The sequence below is a fragment of the Leptolyngbya sp. Heron Island J genome (assembly GCF_000482245.1).
In the GTDB taxonomy this organism is placed as follows: domain Bacteria; phylum Cyanobacteriota; class Cyanobacteriia; order Phormidesmidales; family Phormidesmidaceae; genus Leptothoe.
The window spans coordinates 43,342-61,510 of sequence record NZ_AWNH01000038.1 but is presented as its reverse complement, the minus strand read 5'-3'; the positions used below and the strand labels follow the sequence as shown (position 1 = coordinate 61,510).

The following is an 18,169-nucleotide window of genomic DNA, read 5'->3' as shown; positions in this document are numbered from 1 at the left end:
ATCAAACAATGGCGATTAAGTATCGCTTGACCATTCTGCCACTGAATATTCATAACGGTGGCCACGAAATTGTGCAACCCTATACGGAAAGAACGCATCAGCCCATTATGACCAGTAATAATTTAGGCCCTGAGCATTCCCTTACCTTTCTCTATTACTTTGGCACTACCACCTTAATTACGATTATGCTGGCCAGCGTGGTGCTTCACCTGAGCCCTATGAGTGGTTTGCCTAATCAGCTGGGTTTGGCGATGGGGTTGGCGGGTGGCATGCTGGGACTGTACTTTAATCGCTCCATTACCCTCAAACAAACGATTAAAGGGCATAAAGTATTTCTCAATCAGATTAGCCAGCCGCTAGAAAAGTTAGGCTACACCCAAGTTGAGGATGACAGCATGCCCGCTGATATCGTTGTTTATGCTCGCCGCAACCTGAGGGGGATACTGTCTGGAAAGGTGTACATCCGTCTGGATGCGAAGACGGCATACATTACGAGTCGAGCCGTTCATATTCGTGGGTTAAAACGAGCGCTTGAGTGATTGCAATGTCTAAACCTAAAAAGCAAAAATTTCCCCATCTCTTGGGTTCCAAGTGGACAGCCCAGCAACGCACCATGGGATGGCGGCATTTTCAAGTTACCAATCGTAAAAATCAGGGTAAGCTCGTTTTTGCTGAGCTCGTGGCTTCGTGCGATCCAACGGTTCGATTTTGGATTAATGCCAATGTGTTGAAGAACCGTCAGCTCTGGCGAGCAGGCTGGCAAACTATGGATCAAATTGCTGACGGTCAACCCGATAGTTGCAGCAAAATTGATGGCATATCTTAACCATTACTCTTTGAAAATGGCGCTAATATATTGATTGAGTAATAATCTTTACAGAAGGTGCATCGGGTTTGTCTTTTGTCCATAAAAGGCACATCCTGAGTAGCGTTCACTAAAGGTTCTGTTTAAGCTAGTAGTGGTTTATGTTTCTTCAGTGATTGCATAAGCCTTCGGAAACTTTTTAGCTTAAGTGCGATTAATGTACAGCTCTAATGCTCCCGAACCTGAATTAATGAAAGCGGTTCTCCAACCCCTGTTGAATGATTTTCAGCATTGGTTTGGTCGCTCCATTGATTTGCTTGAATCTGAAACTCTTGATTTTCTTGGCGAGTACGAGCAGCAGGATTTACTCAACCGGGTGCGTCAAGCTCAACAGCTGGTGAGTGCATCTCAGTCTTTATCTCAGGCTACTGGTAACCAAGCAGGTGTGGATATGGCTGTTGTAATGTCTTGGCATCAGCTGGTTCATGAATGTTGGAATGTGGGTTTCCGCCTTCGACAGCAGCAAGCCCAATCGGCCCCAAGAAAACTCCAAGAGGATAATTAGCGCGATCGCTTTTCCCTATGCTGCATTTACTCTATATCTTCGCTTTCACCATCCTGGCCGTATTGGCAATTGTCAATTTGGTACGCAACCTGATTAGCCTGGGTATTGAAACCAGACGAGTCGGTGGTAGGACGGCTGAATCAACCCAAGGTCAGTCCCGTCGAGTTCCTCATCCTGAGCTGCTAGACGAGGATGGCAATGTTTTAGATGAGCCCTTGCTAGTGATGCGCTCTATTTCTATCAAGGATGCTCGCGAGCAATTGGATGCCATCTATGAGTCATCGGGTGGTGGTAATCCTTTGGATGATACGAAGGACGATTAATCGCCTTCAAAACAATTTGGTTCTTTTAGGCTGTAGAGCATAGTGGAAGTTGTCTAAGGGCTTCGCTGTGCTCTCAGTTGATTTTAGCCATATGCTGAGATGTGAGCCCCACGAGTCTGAGAATTTGCTGGTAACGAGTTCAGCGGAATTTCATCCAATTCCTATTTAATAGGGCTGGACCTCGTTGCGTGGCATTTCATGGATTTAGATAATACGTTAGTCGTGATGCCAGCGCTCAATGAAGCGGCCACGATTGCCAATGTAGTTCAAGCACTACGAGAGCAAGGCTTAATTCATATTCGCGTGGTGGATAACGGCAGCCAGGATGGGACGGCAGCTGAGGCCGCCCAAGCCGGAGCTGAGGTGGTGCAGGAGCCGATCAAGGGCTATGGACAGGCCTGTTGGCGAGGGTTGCAAGCTATTCCTGATGGTATTGAATGGATTTTGTTTTGCGATGCCGATGGTAGTGACGACCTGAGGCAATTGCCCGAGTTTTTTGCCCAACGAGAAAGCCACGATCTGATTTTAGGGAATCGACGAGGGACTAAAACGGGGCGTCAGCAGCTGAGCTCGGTGCAAAATTTTGGTAACTGCTTGTCAGGCACGCTGATTGCCCTGGGATGGGGCTATCGCTTTCATGATTTGGGACCGCTCAGATTAGTGCGAAAAACGGCGCTGGATCAGATCGGGATGTGCGATCGCAACTTTGGTTGGACCGTAGAAATGCAGGCTCGTGCCATAGAATGCGGACTCCGCATTTGTGAGCTACCGGTTAACTATTTACCTCGCCAGGGGGGGCAATCCAAAATCTCAGGCACTCTTGTCGGCAGTTTTAAGGCTGGCACCATCATTCTATCCACCCTGGCTGCTCTGTATTGGAAAACTCTCTGGCCAAGTGATGCAGTTGACTTCAGTCACGAAAAACGCCAGCCTATCCTACTTTTTCTCAGTACCTTATTGTTGTTAGCAGGTACCGTCTACATCTTGCCCTACGGCAACTTTAAAGAACCGTTTGCTGTTCCTCACTTTTGGGTTGGTAGCGCCTGTATGGGATCCGGTTTTGTTCTGTCCTGGAGGCTGCGTAGCATTCCGAGCTTTTGGTTTTGGAGTGTTGCCATAGTGACTCGGCTGTTGTTGATCACTATGTATCCCGGCGACGATATCTGGCGCTACATTTGGGAGGGCCACATTCAACTCCAGGGGTATAGTCCCTATGATTTTGCCCCCCTGGCTGATGTCCTCAAATCCTTCCGTCCAGAATGGTGGGGTGAAATCAACCATCCCTACGCTTCAGCAATTTATCCGCCGATCACCCAGCTTGGATTTCGTACCTTAGCCAGCATTGGGCTATGGGTGTCCCTATTCAAAGCCGCATTTACCGCCGCTGATTTAGCCATTTGTTGGCTGCTCGGCCATCGCTTTGGTCGGCGAGCCACCCTACTCTATGCCTGGAATCCTCTGGTGCTCTACAGTTTTGCCGGTGGTGGTCACTATGACAGCTGGTTTGTGCTGCCGCTGGTAATGGCCTGGTTCTGGTTTGATCGCCCCGGCGGAGATACCTTCGACAAGCCTTTCCCTCCTTTAACCTACCTAGGTAGCTCCCTATTGGTCGGTATTAGCATAGCTGTTAAATGGATTTCGCTACCAATTCTGACCTTCTTGGTATGGCATGCAATACGGCGAAAGCGCATCGGCATAGCCGTGTTGAGCGGCATCATGGGCCTACTACCCATGGTACTAGCGGCAATACCCTATTGCAGCCTGACGTCATGCCCTCTAGTCCAAGTCAACTCGTCCTTTGTGGTCACAGGACGTTCTGCTGAACTAATTCCCCATATTGTTGGACAGTTTTGGGACCCATCCCGCTCAGCTAACTGGCTTTATGCGTTTCCATTGGCTCTGGTAGTGGTGTGGCTGCTGCTACGAGCAAGCACCTTTCACAAATTTACCGAATGGTATCTAATTGGCCTGATGGTGATTTCACCGATTGTCCATTTCTGGTATCTCAGCTGGCTGATGCCCTTTTTAGTGTTGAGTCGCAATTTGGGCCTGCGGCTAATTAGTCTCTCCGCCTATACGTACTTCACCCTGCTCTATATGGCTTCTGCAGGAAACTATAGCTGGCTTTTGCCAGCTGCTCAACGCCATATCTTGTGGTGGCCATTTATCCTAGGGATTGCCTGGAGCAGTGCTCGAGTAACTTGGCCTGGGCTAGCAGTAGCACCAAAATTGACCAGAACTTAATGCACTTCTCAGCCTTTGTTCAGTTGGCAGTGAGAAATTACCAGTGAAGGCTGATTGCACTAACTCTTCACCTAGAAACTAATTATGAAACGTAAGTATTTATCTGCTCTTTTTCTGGCTTGCTCCATTGGTTTGGCCGGTTGTTCTACAGCTGCTGTAACCACATCGTCCAACGGATCTTCTGAGCAGATAGCTATTGCATCGGCTGAGGGTGTGGATTATTCAATTTATGACGATGTATTGAGTACCTACGTCGATGACTCTGGCTGGGTTAACTATGCTGACTTACAAGCATCTCGGCAACAGCTAGACACATTCAACAATGGGCTAGCCAGCGTTGATGATGCCACCTTAGGGGGCTGGAGTGAGGAGGAACAGATTGCATTTTGGATTAATGCTTATAACTCCCTGACCTTAAAGTCAATTATTGACCAAACTCCTATCAAGCCCAGCATCAAGGATATTACAGGTGTATGGCGTCTGCGTAAGCATCCGATCAATGAGACAGAAAAGACCTTAAACAACATCGAACACGATGTGCTGCGGGTTGATTTTGATGAACCTCGCCTGCATGCGGCCATTGTCTGTGCGGCCATTAGCTGCCCCCCATTACGCAATGAAGCCTTTAATGGAGAAAATTTAGATGCTCAGCTGGATGAGCAGGTAGTGCAATGGCTGGCCAGACCGGATGGCTTAAAAATCGATAAGGAAGCCGGTGAAGTTAAGGTATCCAAGATTTTTAGCTGGTTTGGTGGCGACTGGATTCCTAGCTATGGTGTGGAATCCGGTTTTACTGGCAGCAAAGAAGAACAGGCTGTGCTGAACTTTATCAGCGAGTATGTCAGTGAAGAAGATCGGGCGTATTTAGAAGCTGGGGAATACAAGCTTAGTTACTTCAACTACGACTGGTCTCTCAACGATCAGAAATAATCTAAATGAAATATTAAGAAACGAGGGGTCACATCGTGGATAGGAATGCTTGTCTGATGTTGTTCACACGGTACCCCGAAGCTGGTAATACCAAAACTCGACTGATTCCCCATTTGGGGGCAGAGCGGGCGGCTGAACTACAGCGATGGATGACGGCATCCATGGCCAGGGAAATGGCTGAGCTATGTCCGGAGATTGATCGGCAAATCCATTTTTCTGGAGGTGGTTTGTCGCAGATGCAGGCCTGGTTAGGACGACAGTTTAACTATTTGCCACAGTTTGCAGGTGGTTTGGGCCATCGCTTGCACCAGGCCTTTATGGCAAATTTTCGGTCGGGAATGGAGGCTGTGGTGGCGATTGGTGCCGATTGCCCTGAGCTGAGTAGTTGTCATTTAGAGCAGGCATTTAAGCAACTGCAGACTCATGATGTGGTGTTGGGACCGGCAGCGGATGGGGGCTACTACTTAATTGGGTTAAGTCGCCCCCAGGCCCAACTGTTTGAAAACATTCCCTGGGGCACTGGGGAAGTGTTTGAGCGAACGGTTGCGATCGCAACCCAGCTCAACTTATCCATCGCCACCCTGGAGCAGCTGCGAGATGTGGATCGGCCAGAAGACCTGGCATTACTCAAGCAAATGCCGATTTGTATTTAATGCCCCTTGGTGGATGGCGAAAGACAGAAAGTATGAGGACAGAGGCATGAAGCAGATGCCTGAGCGGGTTAACCCGCTCAGGCTTAAATTCGGCTGACCTGTTGCGGTAAAGAATACCGAGCTTTACTAGGGACCATGCGAGCATACAGGTTTTCGAGCTGAGTAATGTTTGTGCTCAGAGTGTAGCGGTCTAGCACCCGCTGTCTTGCCTTACTGCTCAAAATTGAAAGCATTTCAGGATGGTTATGCAGCAGCGGCAAGATTGTCTGTAGCTGTTGAGTTACTCGCTGGGTGCCAATGACAATGCCCGCGCCATCTTCCAAGACCTCTCCATCTGCTCCGGCATCAGTTGCGATACAGGCTGTGCCACAGGCCATTGCTTCCAACAATGATAAAGATAGCCCCTCAATCAAGGACGGCAAAATAAACCCATCCGCTCCCTGCAAAATTTCGATGCGGCGACGCTCATCGGCGATAAAACCCAGCCAGATGACTGAATCATCGGCTCCATAGGCTGTCCTTAAAGCCATTTCTAAAGGTCCACTGCCCACGATCAGCAGTTTGTTCTCAGACCCCATATTCGCAAGCTTCCAACCCTTGAGCAGCGACTCTACATTCTTCTCAATGGCTAGCCGACCTTGATAGACATAAATTTGCTTGGCTCGAAATTCCTGTTTAATCCGAGAGGGGCCAGGAGCATATCGATAGACATCAACGCCATTGGGAATCACAGCGACTCGCTCCGCCGGTACGCCAAGCTTAACCAACAGCTCCTGCTGCATGCGGGAAAATACGATTACCTGGTCGTAGTTGGCTAGCCGTGGGGCATAGAGCTGATAGGTAAAATGCTGAGTACCTGATGTCAGGTTACGACGTTTGCGGTCAAAGGCCGGATGGAATGTGGCCACCAGTGGAATGCCTAACTCGTGGCAAATTTCTGGCAGCTTAAAATCCAGCGGTGATAAGGAAAGTGAGGCATGCACTAGATCCGGTTTAAGTTCCGCCAGCACCTCAGCCAGACGTCGCGCCGAGCTAAAGCTGGGGATAATCAGGATCTGAGATTTGAAGATAAAAGGCAGGGAAACCTCTTCATAGCCACCGTGTTCGCCGCCAGACTCTGCATCAGTAGCAAAGTGGAGAAACGTCACTCGATAGCCGCGCTCTAACAGAGCGTTTGTAATCTCTCGGCCGTAGGTGACATTTCCACAAAATGGAGACTTTTTACCAATCCATGCAATGTGCATCTAAAGGTGTCTATAAATCAGACGTTCATTAAAGGGCGTTTTCAAAAGCAGACATGAACGGCTTCACGAATTCAACCGTTTGGCAAGACGCCCCTTAGGAACCCTTGTTTGCTTAAGTAGCATTAAGTAACTTAACTTAATGCTACTTAAGCAACCGTACGAATGCTTTATATGACTTTATCAGGATTTTAGGATTTACTTGGCGATGAGTGCGGAGGGAGATGGAAATTTGCGGGTTAGCGGGTGATTCACCCCATACTGTGTCATTAACGAGGTCGTTAACGAGTAGCTGCACCTTAGTCTTGGCTTTGGGAGGATGGTGCGGTGGTGACGGTAAAGACAGTTTGGGTGAGCAGACCGCCTAAAATCACGATGACGGCCAGACCCAGCAGTACTAGTCGCAGCCCTAAGAAGGCTTCTGCTACGCCTGCCAGGGCCAGGGGCAGACTTAGGGCAATATTGACGACATTATTTTGTAGCCCAAATACCTTGCCGCGCATGTCCTCAGGGGTTTGCTCCTGCACTGTGGTCTGCATGGGGATGCCCACTGTAGCTGCAAAAATTCCCAGAAGGGCAATTAGAGCCAGACTACCCCACAGGCTATGAATGGTCATGGATAAGGTCCCCAGGCTGGCTCCCATGCCAACTAGGCCCAGCAAGCTGAGCCGACGGCGGGCAAACCGATGGCCAAAATGGCCGATCAGGGTGGCTCCTATGCCCATGCCGACACCGCTGGCGGCTAGTAATATGCCAAATTGAGAAGACTTTAGGGTAGGAATGACTTCCGCCAGACGTACGGAGAGAACGGCCAGAGCGGCAAATACTGAAAATAGCAGTACTAGTTGAATGATGGCGTTACGAATCGGGGGCTGCTGTTTGATGTAGCTGAAGCCGTCTTTGATGTCAGTCCACACATGACTATCACGGGTCAGGTTTTCGGGTGATTCGTGGGTGCGCATGAGCATGAGAATCAACCCGGCTAGACAATAGCTGAGCCCTACCAGGATGTCCTTGCCAATGCCGCTACCGTGGTCAAAAGGGGCGAGCAGCTGGTCTGCGATCGCAAGCAAGGGTTCCCCTACTGCAAACCCAATGATCACCGACGCCATCATGGTGGTGGTATATAGGGAATTGGCCGATAGTAAATGCTGATCGTTAACAATTAAGGGAATTGCAGACTGTTCTGCCGGGGCAAAAAACTGAGTCAGTGTGGATACCAGAAAGGTCACCAGCAGCAGCAGGCAAAAGCTCACGGGCACACCTGCCAAATTCCCCAAGTCGTGGCTGAGCCACAGCCCCAAAGGCAGCAGAATAACTAAGACACCTCGCAATACATTGGTCAGCACCAGCACGGGTTGCTTGAGCCAACGATCGACATAGACCCCGGCCAGTGACCCAAACAGAACGGCTGGAATCGTAAATGCAATCATCACGGCTGATACCCAGCCACTAATGGTTTGGCCTGGCACTTCATACTGGCTGGCAATGATGGCAATCATCAGCACCAGATACACTTTATCGGCCAACTGGGAGAATACCTGGCCACCCCATAGAGTCAGAAAATTGCGGTTTTGTAAGACCGGCCAAAAGCCGGTCACTGGCTCAGAATCGGTCACCTGAGAGGGGGGGGTTGTTGCTATGTCATCAGAGAGTTCAACTGTCCCAACCGTTGCAGCTTCTGGCGAGTTACCAAAAGCCTCAGAAATTTTAGATTCACTTGAGTCGGACTCACGAAGCATAAGTAGGTGACGCAAAGCAGCTGTCGATTAGTGCAGCGGATCGAATCGGTCGATCAAAATGAAACTGAGCATAGTTCCTCAGCAGACGTTCTACACGACGCCATAGGCTGTGAGGAGCTGCACTAGCTCCCTCTATAGATGGTAAAGAACTAGCCTGGGTGAATACAAGCTCTGCTTGACCTAATTGTTGCAAAAGCGCTAATTCTGGGGCTCCAATAGTTGTGGTTAAGGAGCCACGGTATCCGGTGGATGTGCGGTTAACATTATTTTCTAGGTTTTCTAGCTGCTCTAGCGTAATCACACCGCCTGCTGGAATGCTAAACCCGATTTGCCACTGGCTGCCGAGCTGGGGTTGAATTGGGGTGCGACTTAAACAGCAGCGGTTCAGCTCTGGGGCGACCCCCGCCAGGGCCAAAATGTGAAACGTGCCATGGGCTAAACAGGCCAGTACGGCTCCACTGGGGGCAGTTTCCAGCCGTTCTAAGTGGGCGACTAGCAGTGCAAATAGGGCTTCCTGGGGTTGCTCACTGGCTTCACACAGGACTAATTCTGCTAAATATTGCCCGGCGGTTAGTCGAGCTAAATCTCGGCTGAGACCTGGAAAAGAGCGCTGGGTTTGAGCCTGAATCATTTTGTCTAGGGATTTGCCTTTAGACAACATGAGTTCATTCACCACAAATAGACCACTGCGGCCCCCCAAACGAGACTTGTGTTTTCGGGCTCCAGGTGCGATCGCACGCAGCAGACCATGTTCTTTGGTCAAAATAGTCACCAGTCGATCGGTTTCTCCCATCGGCGCGGCTTTCAAATTAATACCAGTGGCTTTGTAGGTGCGGGACATTCAGCGCGCAAAACTTATTTTTGGTCGTAGTTTACGTTGATTTGGCTCTTACCTTCATAGAGCCAGTTCATCTTTTTAGGATCTAACCTAGCGTGATACATCAACTTGAGGAGTTGATTGAGGGCCGCATGCTTATAAATACCGCGTTCTTTAAAGCGACGGGCGGAGGTCACAATGGTCCCCGGTGCCAGGTACGGTGGCCCAAACTGACTCAGGGCATTGCTTAGGGCCGTGTCTTCAAAAATGTCCATATCCGGAACTCCACCAATGTCCATCAGTGCCCCTCGGCGGGCAAAAATGCAGTGGTCAAGATAAAGAATCTGGCTTAGGCGGGGCCGTTGGGTAGTCGAATACCAGGAGGTAAACCGCAGCAGCCAGTGGTCCACATCAAAGCTATGGCGAAACCCTCCCCAGGTGACCGTGTCATTAGCCATGAGCGCCCTAATTTGAGAGAGGGCATCCGGTGGCAGCAGCGTAGCTGGATGGTGCAGCAGCACAACGTCGCCCTGGCTGGTTTCAATGCCAACGGTAAGCCGCTGGGCGCGATTGGTGGCATCTGTATAAACGAGCTTAAAATCTGCCGCAGCTGGATGTTGGATAATCACATCGTGGGTGCCGTCAGTGCTCGGGCTGATGACGATGATGATTTGCTTGGCTCCAGACTGTAGGGCTAGATTGTCCAGAATGCGTGGCAAATAGCCATGTCTGATTTCATTAAGGCAAGGCAAAACAACAGAAATTACACTCACTACCTATTGCTCTCCTGGCATGGCTAACGCAGATGTTACGCCCTTAGCGAGCGGTTTGATACAACCGCTCAAATCCCATTGCTCAAATCCCATTGCTCAGATCCCATTGAGGGGTTGTCAACTTTAGGTGCACATCTTGGTTAACGCTACGACTGCTCAGAATAATACAAAGTCTATTAAGAGTCGTGAGCAGTCTGGATTAGCTGAGGTAGCGTTCAGAGAATACGTTTTGATTGTGACCTATGACTGTCGCCCCACCCTCCTCAGAAAAATCTGTACCGTTAGTGCATGTATATGCCGATAAAGCGGCGCTTGTGGCCGCTGCCACCGACCAGGTGATTGAACTGATCCGTGATGCGATCGCAACCCGTGGCCGTTGCTCCATTGCCCTCTCCGGTGGCAGTACCCCCAAGCCGCTCTATCAAGCCTTAGCCCAAACGGAGTTACCCTGGGACCAGCTCTATGTCTATTGGGGAGACGAACGTTACGTGCCTGCCACCCACCCTGACAGCAATGCCAAAATGACCCGTGACGCCTGGCTCGACCACGTTGCTATCCCGGCAGATAATATCTTTGCTGTTCCCACCGACACGGATTCTCCTGAAATTTCAGCCGAGCGTTATCAGCAGAGCCTGATGGGTAGCTTTAACACCTCCTCCAAAGACGAGCTGCCGCAGTTTGACCTGATGTTGCTAGGCATGGGAGATGACGGCCATACTGCCTCCCTATTTCCCCATACCTTGGCCCTCAAAGAATTTGATCGTTGGGTGACTGTCGGCAATAAAGATGGGCAGCCCAGAATTACATTAACCAGTCGAGTGATTAATCAAGCTCGTCATGTCCTGTTTGTAGTGGCAGGTGCCAACAAACAAACAGCCCTTTCCCAGGTATTTGCCCCCACTGCTGATAGTGCAGCATACCCAGCTCGGCTGATTGCACCCGTCGGTGAACTCCGGTGGCTGCTGGATTTAGACGCCAGCCAGGGACTCCCCGCCGCTATTGAACGCACGGTGCATTAACCCGTTAGATCTTGTCCCTCCTGGAGAAAGGGCCGCCTCCGGGGGGGATGCCCCTCTGTCTCCATGTAGCTTATGTAGGCTATGAATACGGACTAAAGTCAAAGATTGCCTATAGTTCTCCCAAACCATCCGCAGAAAATCGTCGAAACCGTGTAGTTTATACATGGCTAGAGCGCAAACCCGACCGCTATGATTATTTGCCCAAACTGTAATTATCAGAATCCAGATGGTGCTTCCCAATGTGAGGCTTGTTACACTCCATTACCTGCTTTAATCACCTGTTCCAACTGTGGTGCAACAGCTCAGGCAGATGCCAGTTTTTGCGGTCAGTGCGGTCATAGCTTAGCCAATCAACCTGCTGCAGCTCCAGTATCCAACTCTTCACTACCGGAGCCACAAGTGCTGGAACCGGAACCCGTAACGGCAGCAGTGCCGCCAGTTCCTGTCTCAGCTGAGTCCTCATCGGCACCAGCTGAGCCTTCAGCGGCACTCGCTGAACCCTCGTCAGAACCGATAGAACTCGACCCTTTAGTCTCACTGGACCCGCTACTCGTGGTGCCACCACCACCACTGCCAGACGATCCGATTCCTGCAAACATTCCTACGGCTGTCGATATTTATACCGAGCCGCCCATTACCCAGCCAGCGGCTAATGCGATCGCCCCCCAGACCCAAATTCAGAGTCTGACGGCCAAGCTACTCCATGTCCAAACCGATACGCCAGTGGAGTTACCTATTGGACTGGACGTAGTCCATATTGGTAAGCCCAATGATCGCATACCGCCAGATATAGACGTTTCTGGCTTTCCAGAGTCAGAAATTGTATCTCGGGTGCATGCCAATATCCGTATTGAGGGCGATGTCTACTATATTGAGGATGTTGGCAGTTCCAACGGTACGTACATCAATAATCTGCCGCTTGCCGCAGGTAATCGACATCGTTTGCGCCCTGGAGATCGTATTGCCCTTGGAAAAGGTGATAAGGTGAGCTTTATTTTTCAACTTGCCTAAAGGTTAACTTGCCTAAAGGCCATCAAAGGTATGGATCTACTAATCTAGCTATCACCTGGAAACTGTCAGTCTTGTTACATTGCCCTTCGATGTATTAACGTGATTACCCTATCGTTACTCCACCCGCTGAATAAAACTCCCATACAAAACTGGTCCTTTGAGGAACAAGACGTCATTAGGATTGGCCGTTCTACTGACAATGATGTTGTTCTTTACAGCGCAGTTGTTTCTCGACACCATTTGGAGATTCATAAAGATGTAGCTGGTTGGGCGATTCAGAGTATAGGTACTAATGGCACCTATCTAGACGGGAAGCGCATAAAGCAGGTTACGGCTGAGGATGGTCTTGTGGTGCGGCTGGCTCGCTCGGGGCCTAACCTACAAATTAGTATTGATCAGCCGGAGAAATCATCGGCGGCTTCGATTAAGGAACTCCTTGCCCGTCGTAAACAGCAATTTGGCCATGGTTCACCAAGACAGCCGGTCAGAACTGATCTTGACGTAGTCAAGACAGATATTCGGGATAGAACGCCGCCTGATAATAGCAATCCAAAATCTAAGGACGATGCTCAAGGGCTGGCGTAGGTACATTTCCTAGGTGCATTTCCTATGGCCAGAGGCGATCAGGTCTATGTGATGCGGGATGTGATGGGTGTTCCCTACAAGCATCATGGTATCGATTGTGGTGACGGCAGCATTATTCACTATCGTAAGGTGGGTACAGCAACCGTGGCTTGCACCAGTTTTGATGGATTTGCTCGCGGCAATCCGGTATATACGCTAACTCAGCCGGTCTCCTTTATTCCGGATGTGGTGCTCAGCCGGGCTGAAAGCCGTTTGGGAGAGCAGCGCTATAACTTGTTTTTTAATAACTGTGAGCATTTTGCCAATTGGTGTAAAACGGGAAAAAATGTGAGTCCACAGCTGAATGAGTTTGGGCTGCGGGCAGATCAAATCAAGCTGCCTAGAGGGGTAACACGGCAAGCGGCTCAACAACAAAGTCCTCAGGCAATTTTGGATTTATTTACCAGGGCGTTGGAGAATATTGCGATCGCAACCAACACCGTTCTACCAGAATACGAGCAAGCCCAGGCTGATAGTGAGCAGTGGAAAAAGGTGGCCCAAGCCGCCCTCAATCGTGGTCGTGACGATCTTGCTCGGGCAGCATTATACAAACGTCGTGATGCCAAGAAAAAAGCAGAAGCGCTGCAGCAGCAGCTCCAGGACCTGTCGGATCTACAGATCTCCATCCAAACCGATCAAACGCTAGCATTAAAACGCCTGAGTCAAAGCGAGATCATGTAAGTCGTAGGCGACTGCTTAAACCGCTACCAAAGCGCACATGAACTACAGGGGTTTCCCTGGTAAAACCCAATGTAGGTGGTCACCACTGCCTAACCACCTTGTCGATCCATAGTTTGCGAATTACGATATGTAGTCTGTGTGTAATACAAAAAACGTCATGAGTGAAATGACATCAGGAGGTATCCCGTGGCTAAGCTGTTCAAGATTCTCCAATACTATCGGCAATACTGGCTGATTACGCTGCTGAATGCCACTGCTATGGGTCTATTTGAGATTCTGGATCTCTTCGTTCCCTATGCCATCGGTCAAATTCTTAATGTGCTCTCACAACAGCCATTAGATCGGCCATTAGAGAACGTGATTGCGCTTGTAGCCCGAATCTTGCAACAGCCCATCACCTCTACGTTTTCCCTGTTAGTGTTATTAGGATTAGTGGGGATACTCTCCATTGGTCGAGCTCCCCTACAGCCATGGATTGGTCCCTGGTTTAATTGGGATACGGCGTTGCGGGCACGGCGAGATAAATCACGGCGTTCGCTAGAGAAAATTTTGACGCTACCGTTAGAGTTTTATGATGAAAACAATCCTGGGCGTATTGCTGCTAGAGTTGCCAAGGGGCTGGCAAATTACACCTGGACCTATCCAGAAATTGTCGGCCAGTTTATCCCCAAGCTGATCCGCGTATTTGGCATTTTCGTCGTGATTGCCTGCATGGACTGGCCGATTGCTCTGGTGGTGCTGTGTTCATTTTTAGTCATTATTGGCTACAGTTTCACCCGCCTAATGCACTTATCCTTTCAAGAAGAAAAGCTTGATAAGTACATGGAAAACACCGAGAGTCGCACCTCGGAAATTATCACCAATATCAAAACGGTCAAGGCTTTTGCGACAGAAATGCGTGAGCTAAAACGCCAACAACAGCGTTTAGATCGAGAATTTAAGGTGGTTGATTATCGCATTCACCTGGGCTACATCAAACTGAGTACCTGGCAACGTACATTTGTGCAAAGCTGTACCTTTGCGGTGTTGGCCCTAACTCTCTGGGCCACCCTACAAGGCAGTATTTCCCTCGGTCACTTTGTGACTATTCTGACGCTGTCCAGTATGGCCTATGCCGAGGTTGACCCCATCTGTGACCTGGCGGAAATGTTTGTGCGCCGCTATGGGGCGATGGTTCGGTTTCAGGAGTTTGTGTCGTTACCGCCTGGGATGGACGCGGGGCAGCTGAGTGACGATATCCCTGGCTATCGATTTACTGGCAAGGTCCACTTTAACCAGGTAACCTTTGGCTATGTGTCCAACAAACCTGTTCTCAAGGATATTGAGCTGCTGATTCAGCCCCGACAGACGGTGGCGTTAGTGGGGCGTTCGGGGTCGGGTAAATCGACGTTGGTGAAGCTGTTGTTTCGTTATTTTGAGCCCCAATCTGGTGCCATTTTAATGGATGGTCAAGATCTACGGCGTTTAGACATTACTGGCTATCGACGGCGGTTGGCCATTGTTCATCAGGAGGTGGATATTTTTAATGGCACGCTGATGGAAAACCTACTCTACGGTAATCCAGAGGCGACGGTGGAGCAGGTGCAGGCGGCTTGTAAAATCGCCCAGGCCCATGACTTTATTCAGCAAATGCCCCATGGTTATCTGACAACGGTGGGTGAGCGGGGTGTGCGGCTGTCGGGCGGTCAGCGGCAGCGGGTTGGCATTGCTCGGGCCTTGATTATGAATCCAGATGTGCTGGTATTTGACGAGGCAACTTCGAGTTTAGACTATGAATCGGAGCGGGCAATTCAGGTGGCGATGCGATCGCTCTTCGGTACTCGCACCCTGATCATCATTGCCCACCGCCTGAGCACCGTTCGTGAAGCCGATCAGATTGTTGTACTCGACCAGGGCCGCATCAGCGAAGTGGGCAGTCATGGTGAGCTATTGACCCAAGGCGGTCTTTATCAGCGGTTACATCAGCTCCAAGAAACCGGCGAGCTATTGGAGTAGGTTGGGTTAAACCCACTCCTGTATCTTTCGCACCCTGCAACATTCCTCGTAACCCAACAAATCAATATGTTTCACCAATGAGGAGATTCACGCTCCCATAGGGTTATCCATTGAGGGGCGGAGTGTGAGCAATGTTGGGTTTCGGGAAGCAAAAAGGTTGATAGTTTGTAGGGTGAGTAACACCCCTTCCGGCACACCTTTAACAATGCACCAAACCCTTTGTTACCCACCATTCTCAAGCAGCGATTAATCCACCCGCACCCGTTTGATCAAAATCGCCATCACCTCGTTGGGTTGCCCTGTCGGCAACGGACAGCTCCAGTCGTTAGGCTCGGCATAGTGCAGCTTATGCAACAGCTTAATGTTTGCCTGAACAAAGCTGAGACTGCCAAACAGCAGATGCCGTCCGGATTCGTAGGCATACTCTGGCAACGGTGCAGGCTGATTTGTCGACGCGGCTGCGCCGGAAGTTGGGTCTTGAAACATGGGTCTGGTTCTCCATTGAAGTGGAAGGAAAGCCAGAACCTAAACCCTAGCCCCCCACAAAAAGACATGGCAAATCGCAGGGGGTAGGGCATAATAACCCAATCCCATGGATTGCTTGCGAATCCGTGGGTAGCCGTCGGCCAGGTGGTGCGAACACCTGCCGACGGTGCCAAGATATTAGGTTCTAGTCGGTTTGTCTGTAAGGACATGCAATGCCCCTACTGGCATTGGGTAACTGTAGACCGGGTTTTAGGGTTTAGTCAAGCCAAAAAATGCTGACCCTGAGCAATTGTATTAATGAAGGTTAAAATATAGGCTGGCGCGGTAATTTCTGAGGTATTTTTACCTATAGAAGTGGGGTTTCTACGCACTCCCCTTGAACCTTGAAAACCTTATAATTTCGTCGATGTGCGTCGATGCCTTGTTATACCTGGCGTTCAGCTGCTGAACGGAGGGCAAGCAGGGCGATTTTGTAGAATGTTCCGTTGTCAAAATTGACATGCGTCGATTTGTCCGCCAGGATTCCTACCAGGCAAGGGCTCTTCAGGGAAGCCTTTCATACCCAAAACCCCTCACGGGGACGGAAACAAAAGATTTATTTGAGCCTCCAAGGGCAAAAGGTTTTTACTTTCATACCCAAAACCCCTCACGGGGACGGAAACGGTAGTCTTTTTCAACTACCTCATTACGAAGATATCTTTCATACCCAAAACCCCTCACGGAGACGGAAACAGTCGTATGAAACGATATCATCATCTCCCGGCATATCCCCTTTCATACCCAAAACCCCTCACGGGGACGGAAACACTAATAGCGCTTGTGGTTGTTTCTTTGTACCGCTTTATACTTTCATACCCAAAACCCCTCACGGGGACGGAAACCTAGAGCCCTCTGAGCCAACGTTAAGCTCAGGTGCTTTCATACCCAAAACCCCTCACGGGGACGGAAACCCACATTGCAGCACGTTCCTTAGCTAACCGTTGTTTCTCTTTCATACCCAAAACCCCTCACGGGGACGGAAACTTGCAGCGACTTCTGATGCCATTGTGGCCACTTCACTGGGGGTTACACGGCCATCTTCAAGACTTTCATACCCAAAACCCCTCACGGGGACGGAAGCTCTGGGTTGTCCACCCACTTTGGTTGCCAATCAATATCTTTCATACCCAAAACCCCTCACGGGGACGGAAACGCAAGATCCCCTAACTGATCGTATTGCTCGACATCGCAATGCTTTCATACCCAAAACCCCTCACGGGGACGGAAACATCTTACTCCCTTTCATTTCACTAAACGGTTGTATTGGATGGACTTTCATACCCAAAACCCCTCACGGGGACGGAAACTTCTGGTGGCATTAGACTATATACCCCTTACTTCTAAGTTCACTTTCATACTCAAAACCCCTCACGGGGACGGAAACCCGCTTTGGCGTAGCTAAAGGATCAGTTTAGAATTGCGTCTTTCATACCCAAAACCCCTCACGGGGATGGAAACCCCTCAAAACGGCTGATCTTCGATATCTCAATTAGCGAGATACTTTCATACCCAAAACCCCTCACGGGGACGGAAACGACCGCATATTGGCTCTCAAAAATTACCTCGTAGGTTGGGTTAACACCTCTCCCAAATTTTGTGCTCTTCCGCAAAAGCTTCTATTAACCCAACAACTCCAATATCATTGCCCATAATGAGAGCGCACCTTTTTATCCAAATCACGAGTGGTTTTTTCCCTTGTCAGAATGTTGGGTTTTGGGGTGGTGATCAGGGTTGGATGTGATTCAAGAGATATTTCAACCCAACCTACGGTGTTTCGGTAATTTTTTACTCACAACGCAATGCCTCCAACCATTAACGCACCTCTGCTAATCGTAATTCTGGTGCAGGCTGAAACAAGACGCTAAAACCTTTTCTCAATCAATTTGAACCAATACTATGTCTTGAAAGTCGCTAGTTTCTAAAGTATTACCCTCAGAACGAACTATCAGCTTGTTGCCCTGATTCAAACCCCAAACTAGATCCCGAAGAGCCTTATAACTTTTTAGAGTGTAAGCAACTAAATAACTAGTTCTTTCTAAGATATTCGATTCTGAAGGAATGATAGTGATCGTTCCATTTTTATTGAGAGAATTGATGATTTCTGAAATTCCTATCGAGTTGCTGCTTTTAGCCAGAGCAACTTGATAATTAGAATAGCTTGATTCTATGCCGAAGCGATTGTCAAGTGATGACATCTATTGCTCCAAGCCCAGATAGCGCA

Annotated in this window: 18 protein-coding genes and 1 CRISPR repeat array; of the genes, 12 read left to right on the top strand and 6 right to left on the bottom strand. The window is 49.5% G+C overall.

Going from position 1 to position 18,169, the window contains the following annotated elements:
- Positions 1–8: 8 nt before the first annotated feature.
- From N836_RS50600 to N836_RS50570, 7 genes are all read left to right on the top strand, one after another.
- On the top strand, positions 9–539 hold the full coding sequence (locus N836_RS50600; protein ID WP_023072440.1) for a hypothetical protein: 531 nt from the start codon (positions 9–11) through the stop codon (positions 537–539).
- A gap of 5 nt (positions 540–544) precedes the next feature.
- Positions 545–826: a TIGR02450 family Trp-rich protein gene (locus N836_RS50595; RefSeq protein ID WP_023072439.1), complete on the top strand. Its 282-nt coding sequence runs from the start codon at positions 545–547 to the stop codon at positions 824–826.
- 196 nt (positions 827–1,022) lie between these two features.
- The gene (locus N836_RS50590; RefSeq protein WP_023072438.1) at positions 1,023–1,370 is read left to right on the top strand and encodes a DUF2605 domain-containing protein; all 348 of its coding nucleotides are present in this window, start codon (positions 1,023–1,025) and stop codon (positions 1,368–1,370) included.
- 17 nt (positions 1,371–1,387) lie between these two features.
- Positions 1,388–1,693, top strand: a complete 306-nt coding sequence (locus tag N836_RS50585; protein WP_023072437.1) for a DUF2973 domain-containing protein — start codon at positions 1,388–1,390, stop codon at positions 1,691–1,693.
- Between the two features lie 198 nt (positions 1,694–1,891).
- A complete protein-coding gene (locus N836_RS50580) occupies positions 1,892–3,937 on the top strand; it encodes a glycosyltransferase family 2 protein (RefSeq protein WP_023072436.1) in 2,046 nt (681 codons plus the stop codon).
- A gap of 84 nt (positions 3,938–4,021) precedes the next feature.
- Positions 4,022–4,867, top strand: coding sequence for a DUF547 domain-containing protein (locus tag N836_RS50575; RefSeq protein ID WP_023072435.1), 846 nt, complete (start codon positions 4,022–4,024; stop codon positions 4,865–4,867).
- A 35-nt stretch (positions 4,868–4,902) separates the two neighbouring features.
- The gene (locus tag N836_RS50570; RefSeq protein WP_235071082.1) at positions 4,903–5,520 is read left to right on the top strand and encodes a TIGR04282 family arsenosugar biosynthesis glycosyltransferase; all 618 of its coding nucleotides are present in this window, start codon (positions 4,903–4,905) and stop codon (positions 5,518–5,520) included.
- 83 nt (positions 5,521–5,603) lie between these two features.
- Here N836_RS50570 and N836_RS50565 read toward each other — a convergent pair whose 3' ends face one another.
- The 4 genes from N836_RS50565 to N836_RS50550 form a co-directional block, all read right to left on the bottom strand.
- Positions 5,604–6,764, bottom strand: a complete 1,161-nt coding sequence (locus N836_RS50565) for a glycosyltransferase family 4 protein (protein WP_023072433.1) — start codon at positions 6,762–6,764, stop codon at positions 5,604–5,606.
- A gap of 296 nt (positions 6,765–7,060) precedes the next feature.
- The gene (locus N836_RS50560; RefSeq protein ID WP_023072432.1) at positions 7,061–8,503 is read right to left on the bottom strand and encodes an MFS transporter; all 1,443 of its coding nucleotides are present in this window, start codon (positions 8,501–8,503) and stop codon (positions 7,061–7,063) included.
- Positions 8,493–9,344 carry a DNA repair protein RecO gene (gene recO, locus N836_RS50555; protein ID WP_023072431.1) on the bottom strand — a complete coding sequence of 284 codons (852 nt, stop codon included), beginning with the start codon at positions 9,342–9,344 and terminating at the stop codon, positions 8,493–8,495. The genes N836_RS50560 and recO overlap by 11 nt, the downstream gene beginning before the upstream one ends.
- Positions 9,345–9,358: 14 nt before the next feature.
- Positions 9,359–10,093, bottom strand: a complete 735-nt coding sequence (locus tag N836_RS50550; protein ID WP_023072430.1) for a glycosyltransferase — start codon at positions 10,091–10,093, stop codon at positions 9,359–9,361.
- Between the two features lie 242 nt (positions 10,094–10,335).
- Between N836_RS50550 and pgl the strand changes: the two genes are divergently transcribed.
- The 5 genes from pgl to N836_RS50525 all read left to right on the top strand — a co-directional run bounded on the left by pgl (position 10,336) and on the right by N836_RS50525 (position 15,423).
- On the top strand, positions 10,336–11,112 hold the full coding sequence (gene pgl / locus N836_RS50545; RefSeq protein ID WP_023072429.1) for a 6-phosphogluconolactonase: 777 nt from the start codon (positions 10,336–10,338) through the stop codon (positions 11,110–11,112).
- Between the two features lie 189 nt (positions 11,113–11,301).
- Positions 11,302–12,123: an FHA domain-containing protein gene (locus N836_RS50540; RefSeq protein ID WP_023072428.1), complete on the top strand. Its 822-nt coding sequence runs from the start codon at positions 11,302–11,304 to the stop codon at positions 12,121–12,123.
- 99 nt (positions 12,124–12,222) lie between these two features.
- The gene (locus N836_RS50535; protein ID WP_023072427.1) at positions 12,223–12,708 is read left to right on the top strand and encodes an FHA domain-containing protein; all 486 of its coding nucleotides are present in this window, start codon (positions 12,223–12,225) and stop codon (positions 12,706–12,708) included.
- Between the two features lie 24 nt (positions 12,709–12,732).
- Positions 12,733–13,428: a lecithin retinol acyltransferase family protein gene (locus N836_RS50530; protein WP_023072426.1), complete on the top strand. Its 696-nt coding sequence runs from the start codon at positions 12,733–12,735 to the stop codon at positions 13,426–13,428.
- 186 nt (positions 13,429–13,614) lie between these two features.
- Positions 13,615–15,423, top strand: a complete 1,809-nt coding sequence (locus N836_RS50525) for an ABC transporter ATP-binding protein (RefSeq protein ID WP_023072425.1) — start codon at positions 13,615–13,617, stop codon at positions 15,421–15,423.
- Between the two features lie 246 nt (positions 15,424–15,669).
- On the opposite strand, the gene N836_RS50520 is transcribed toward N836_RS50525, so the two are convergent.
- Together N836_RS50520 and N836_RS50515 are read right to left on the bottom strand one after the other, a co-directional pair.
- Positions 15,670–15,909: a hypothetical protein gene (locus tag N836_RS50520; protein WP_023072424.1), complete on the bottom strand. Its 240-nt coding sequence runs from the start codon at positions 15,907–15,909 to the stop codon at positions 15,670–15,672.
- A 553-nt stretch (positions 15,910–16,462) separates the two neighbouring features.
- A CRISPR array of direct repeats spans positions 16,463–17,483; the repeat unit is 35 nt; unit sequence CTTTCATACCCAAAACCCCTCACGGGGACGGAAAC.
- Between the two features lie 339 nt (positions 17,484–17,822).
- A complete protein-coding gene (locus N836_RS50515) occupies positions 17,823–18,143 on the bottom strand; it encodes a hypothetical protein (protein WP_023072423.1) in 321 nt (106 codons plus the stop codon).
- Positions 18,144–18,169 lie beyond the last annotated feature (26 nt).

Bases quoted from the DNA above. Each gene is read 5' to 3' on its own strand.
- N836_RS50600 (WP_023072440.1), top strand. From the start codon at position 9: ATGGCGATTAAGTATCGCTTGACCATTCTGCCACTGAATATTCATAAC.
- N836_RS50595 (WP_023072439.1), top strand. From the start codon at position 545: ATGTCTAAACCTAAAAAGCAAAAATTTCCCCATCTCTTGGGTTCCAAG.
- N836_RS50590 (WP_023072438.1), top strand. From the start codon at position 1,023: ATGTACAGCTCTAATGCTCCCGAACCTGAATTAATGAAAGCGGTTCTC.
- N836_RS50585 (WP_023072437.1), top strand. From the start codon at position 1,388: ATGCTGCATTTACTCTATATCTTCGCTTTCACCATCCTGGCCGTATTG.
- N836_RS50580 (WP_023072436.1), top strand. From the start codon at position 1,892: ATGGATTTAGATAATACGTTAGTCGTGATGCCAGCGCTCAATGAAGCG.
- N836_RS50575 (WP_023072435.1), top strand. From the start codon at position 4,022: ATGAAACGTAAGTATTTATCTGCTCTTTTTCTGGCTTGCTCCATTGGT.
- N836_RS50565 (WP_023072433.1), bottom strand. From the start codon at position 6,764: ATGCACATTGCATGGATTGGTAAAAAGTCTCCATTTTGTGGAAATGTC.
- N836_RS50560 (WP_023072432.1), bottom strand. From the start codon at position 8,503: ATGCTTCGTGAGTCCGACTCAAGTGAATCTAAAATTTCTGAGGCTTTT.
- recO (WP_023072431.1), bottom strand. From the start codon at position 9,344: ATGTCCCGCACCTACAAAGCCACTGGTATTAATTTGAAAGCCGCGCCG.
- pgl (WP_023072429.1), top strand. From the start codon at position 10,336: ATGACTGTCGCCCCACCCTCCTCAGAAAAATCTGTACCGTTAGTGCAT.
- N836_RS50540 (WP_023072428.1), top strand. From the start codon at position 11,302: ATGATTATTTGCCCAAACTGTAATTATCAGAATCCAGATGGTGCTTCC.
- N836_RS50530 (WP_023072426.1), top strand. From the start codon at position 12,733: ATGGCCAGAGGCGATCAGGTCTATGTGATGCGGGATGTGATGGGTGTT.
- N836_RS50520 (WP_023072424.1), bottom strand. From the start codon at position 15,909: ATGTTTCAAGACCCAACTTCCGGCGCAGCCGCGTCGACAAATCAGCCT.
- N836_RS50515 (WP_023072423.1), bottom strand. From the start codon at position 18,143: ATGTCATCACTTGACAATCGCTTCGGCATAGAATCAAGCTATTCTAAT.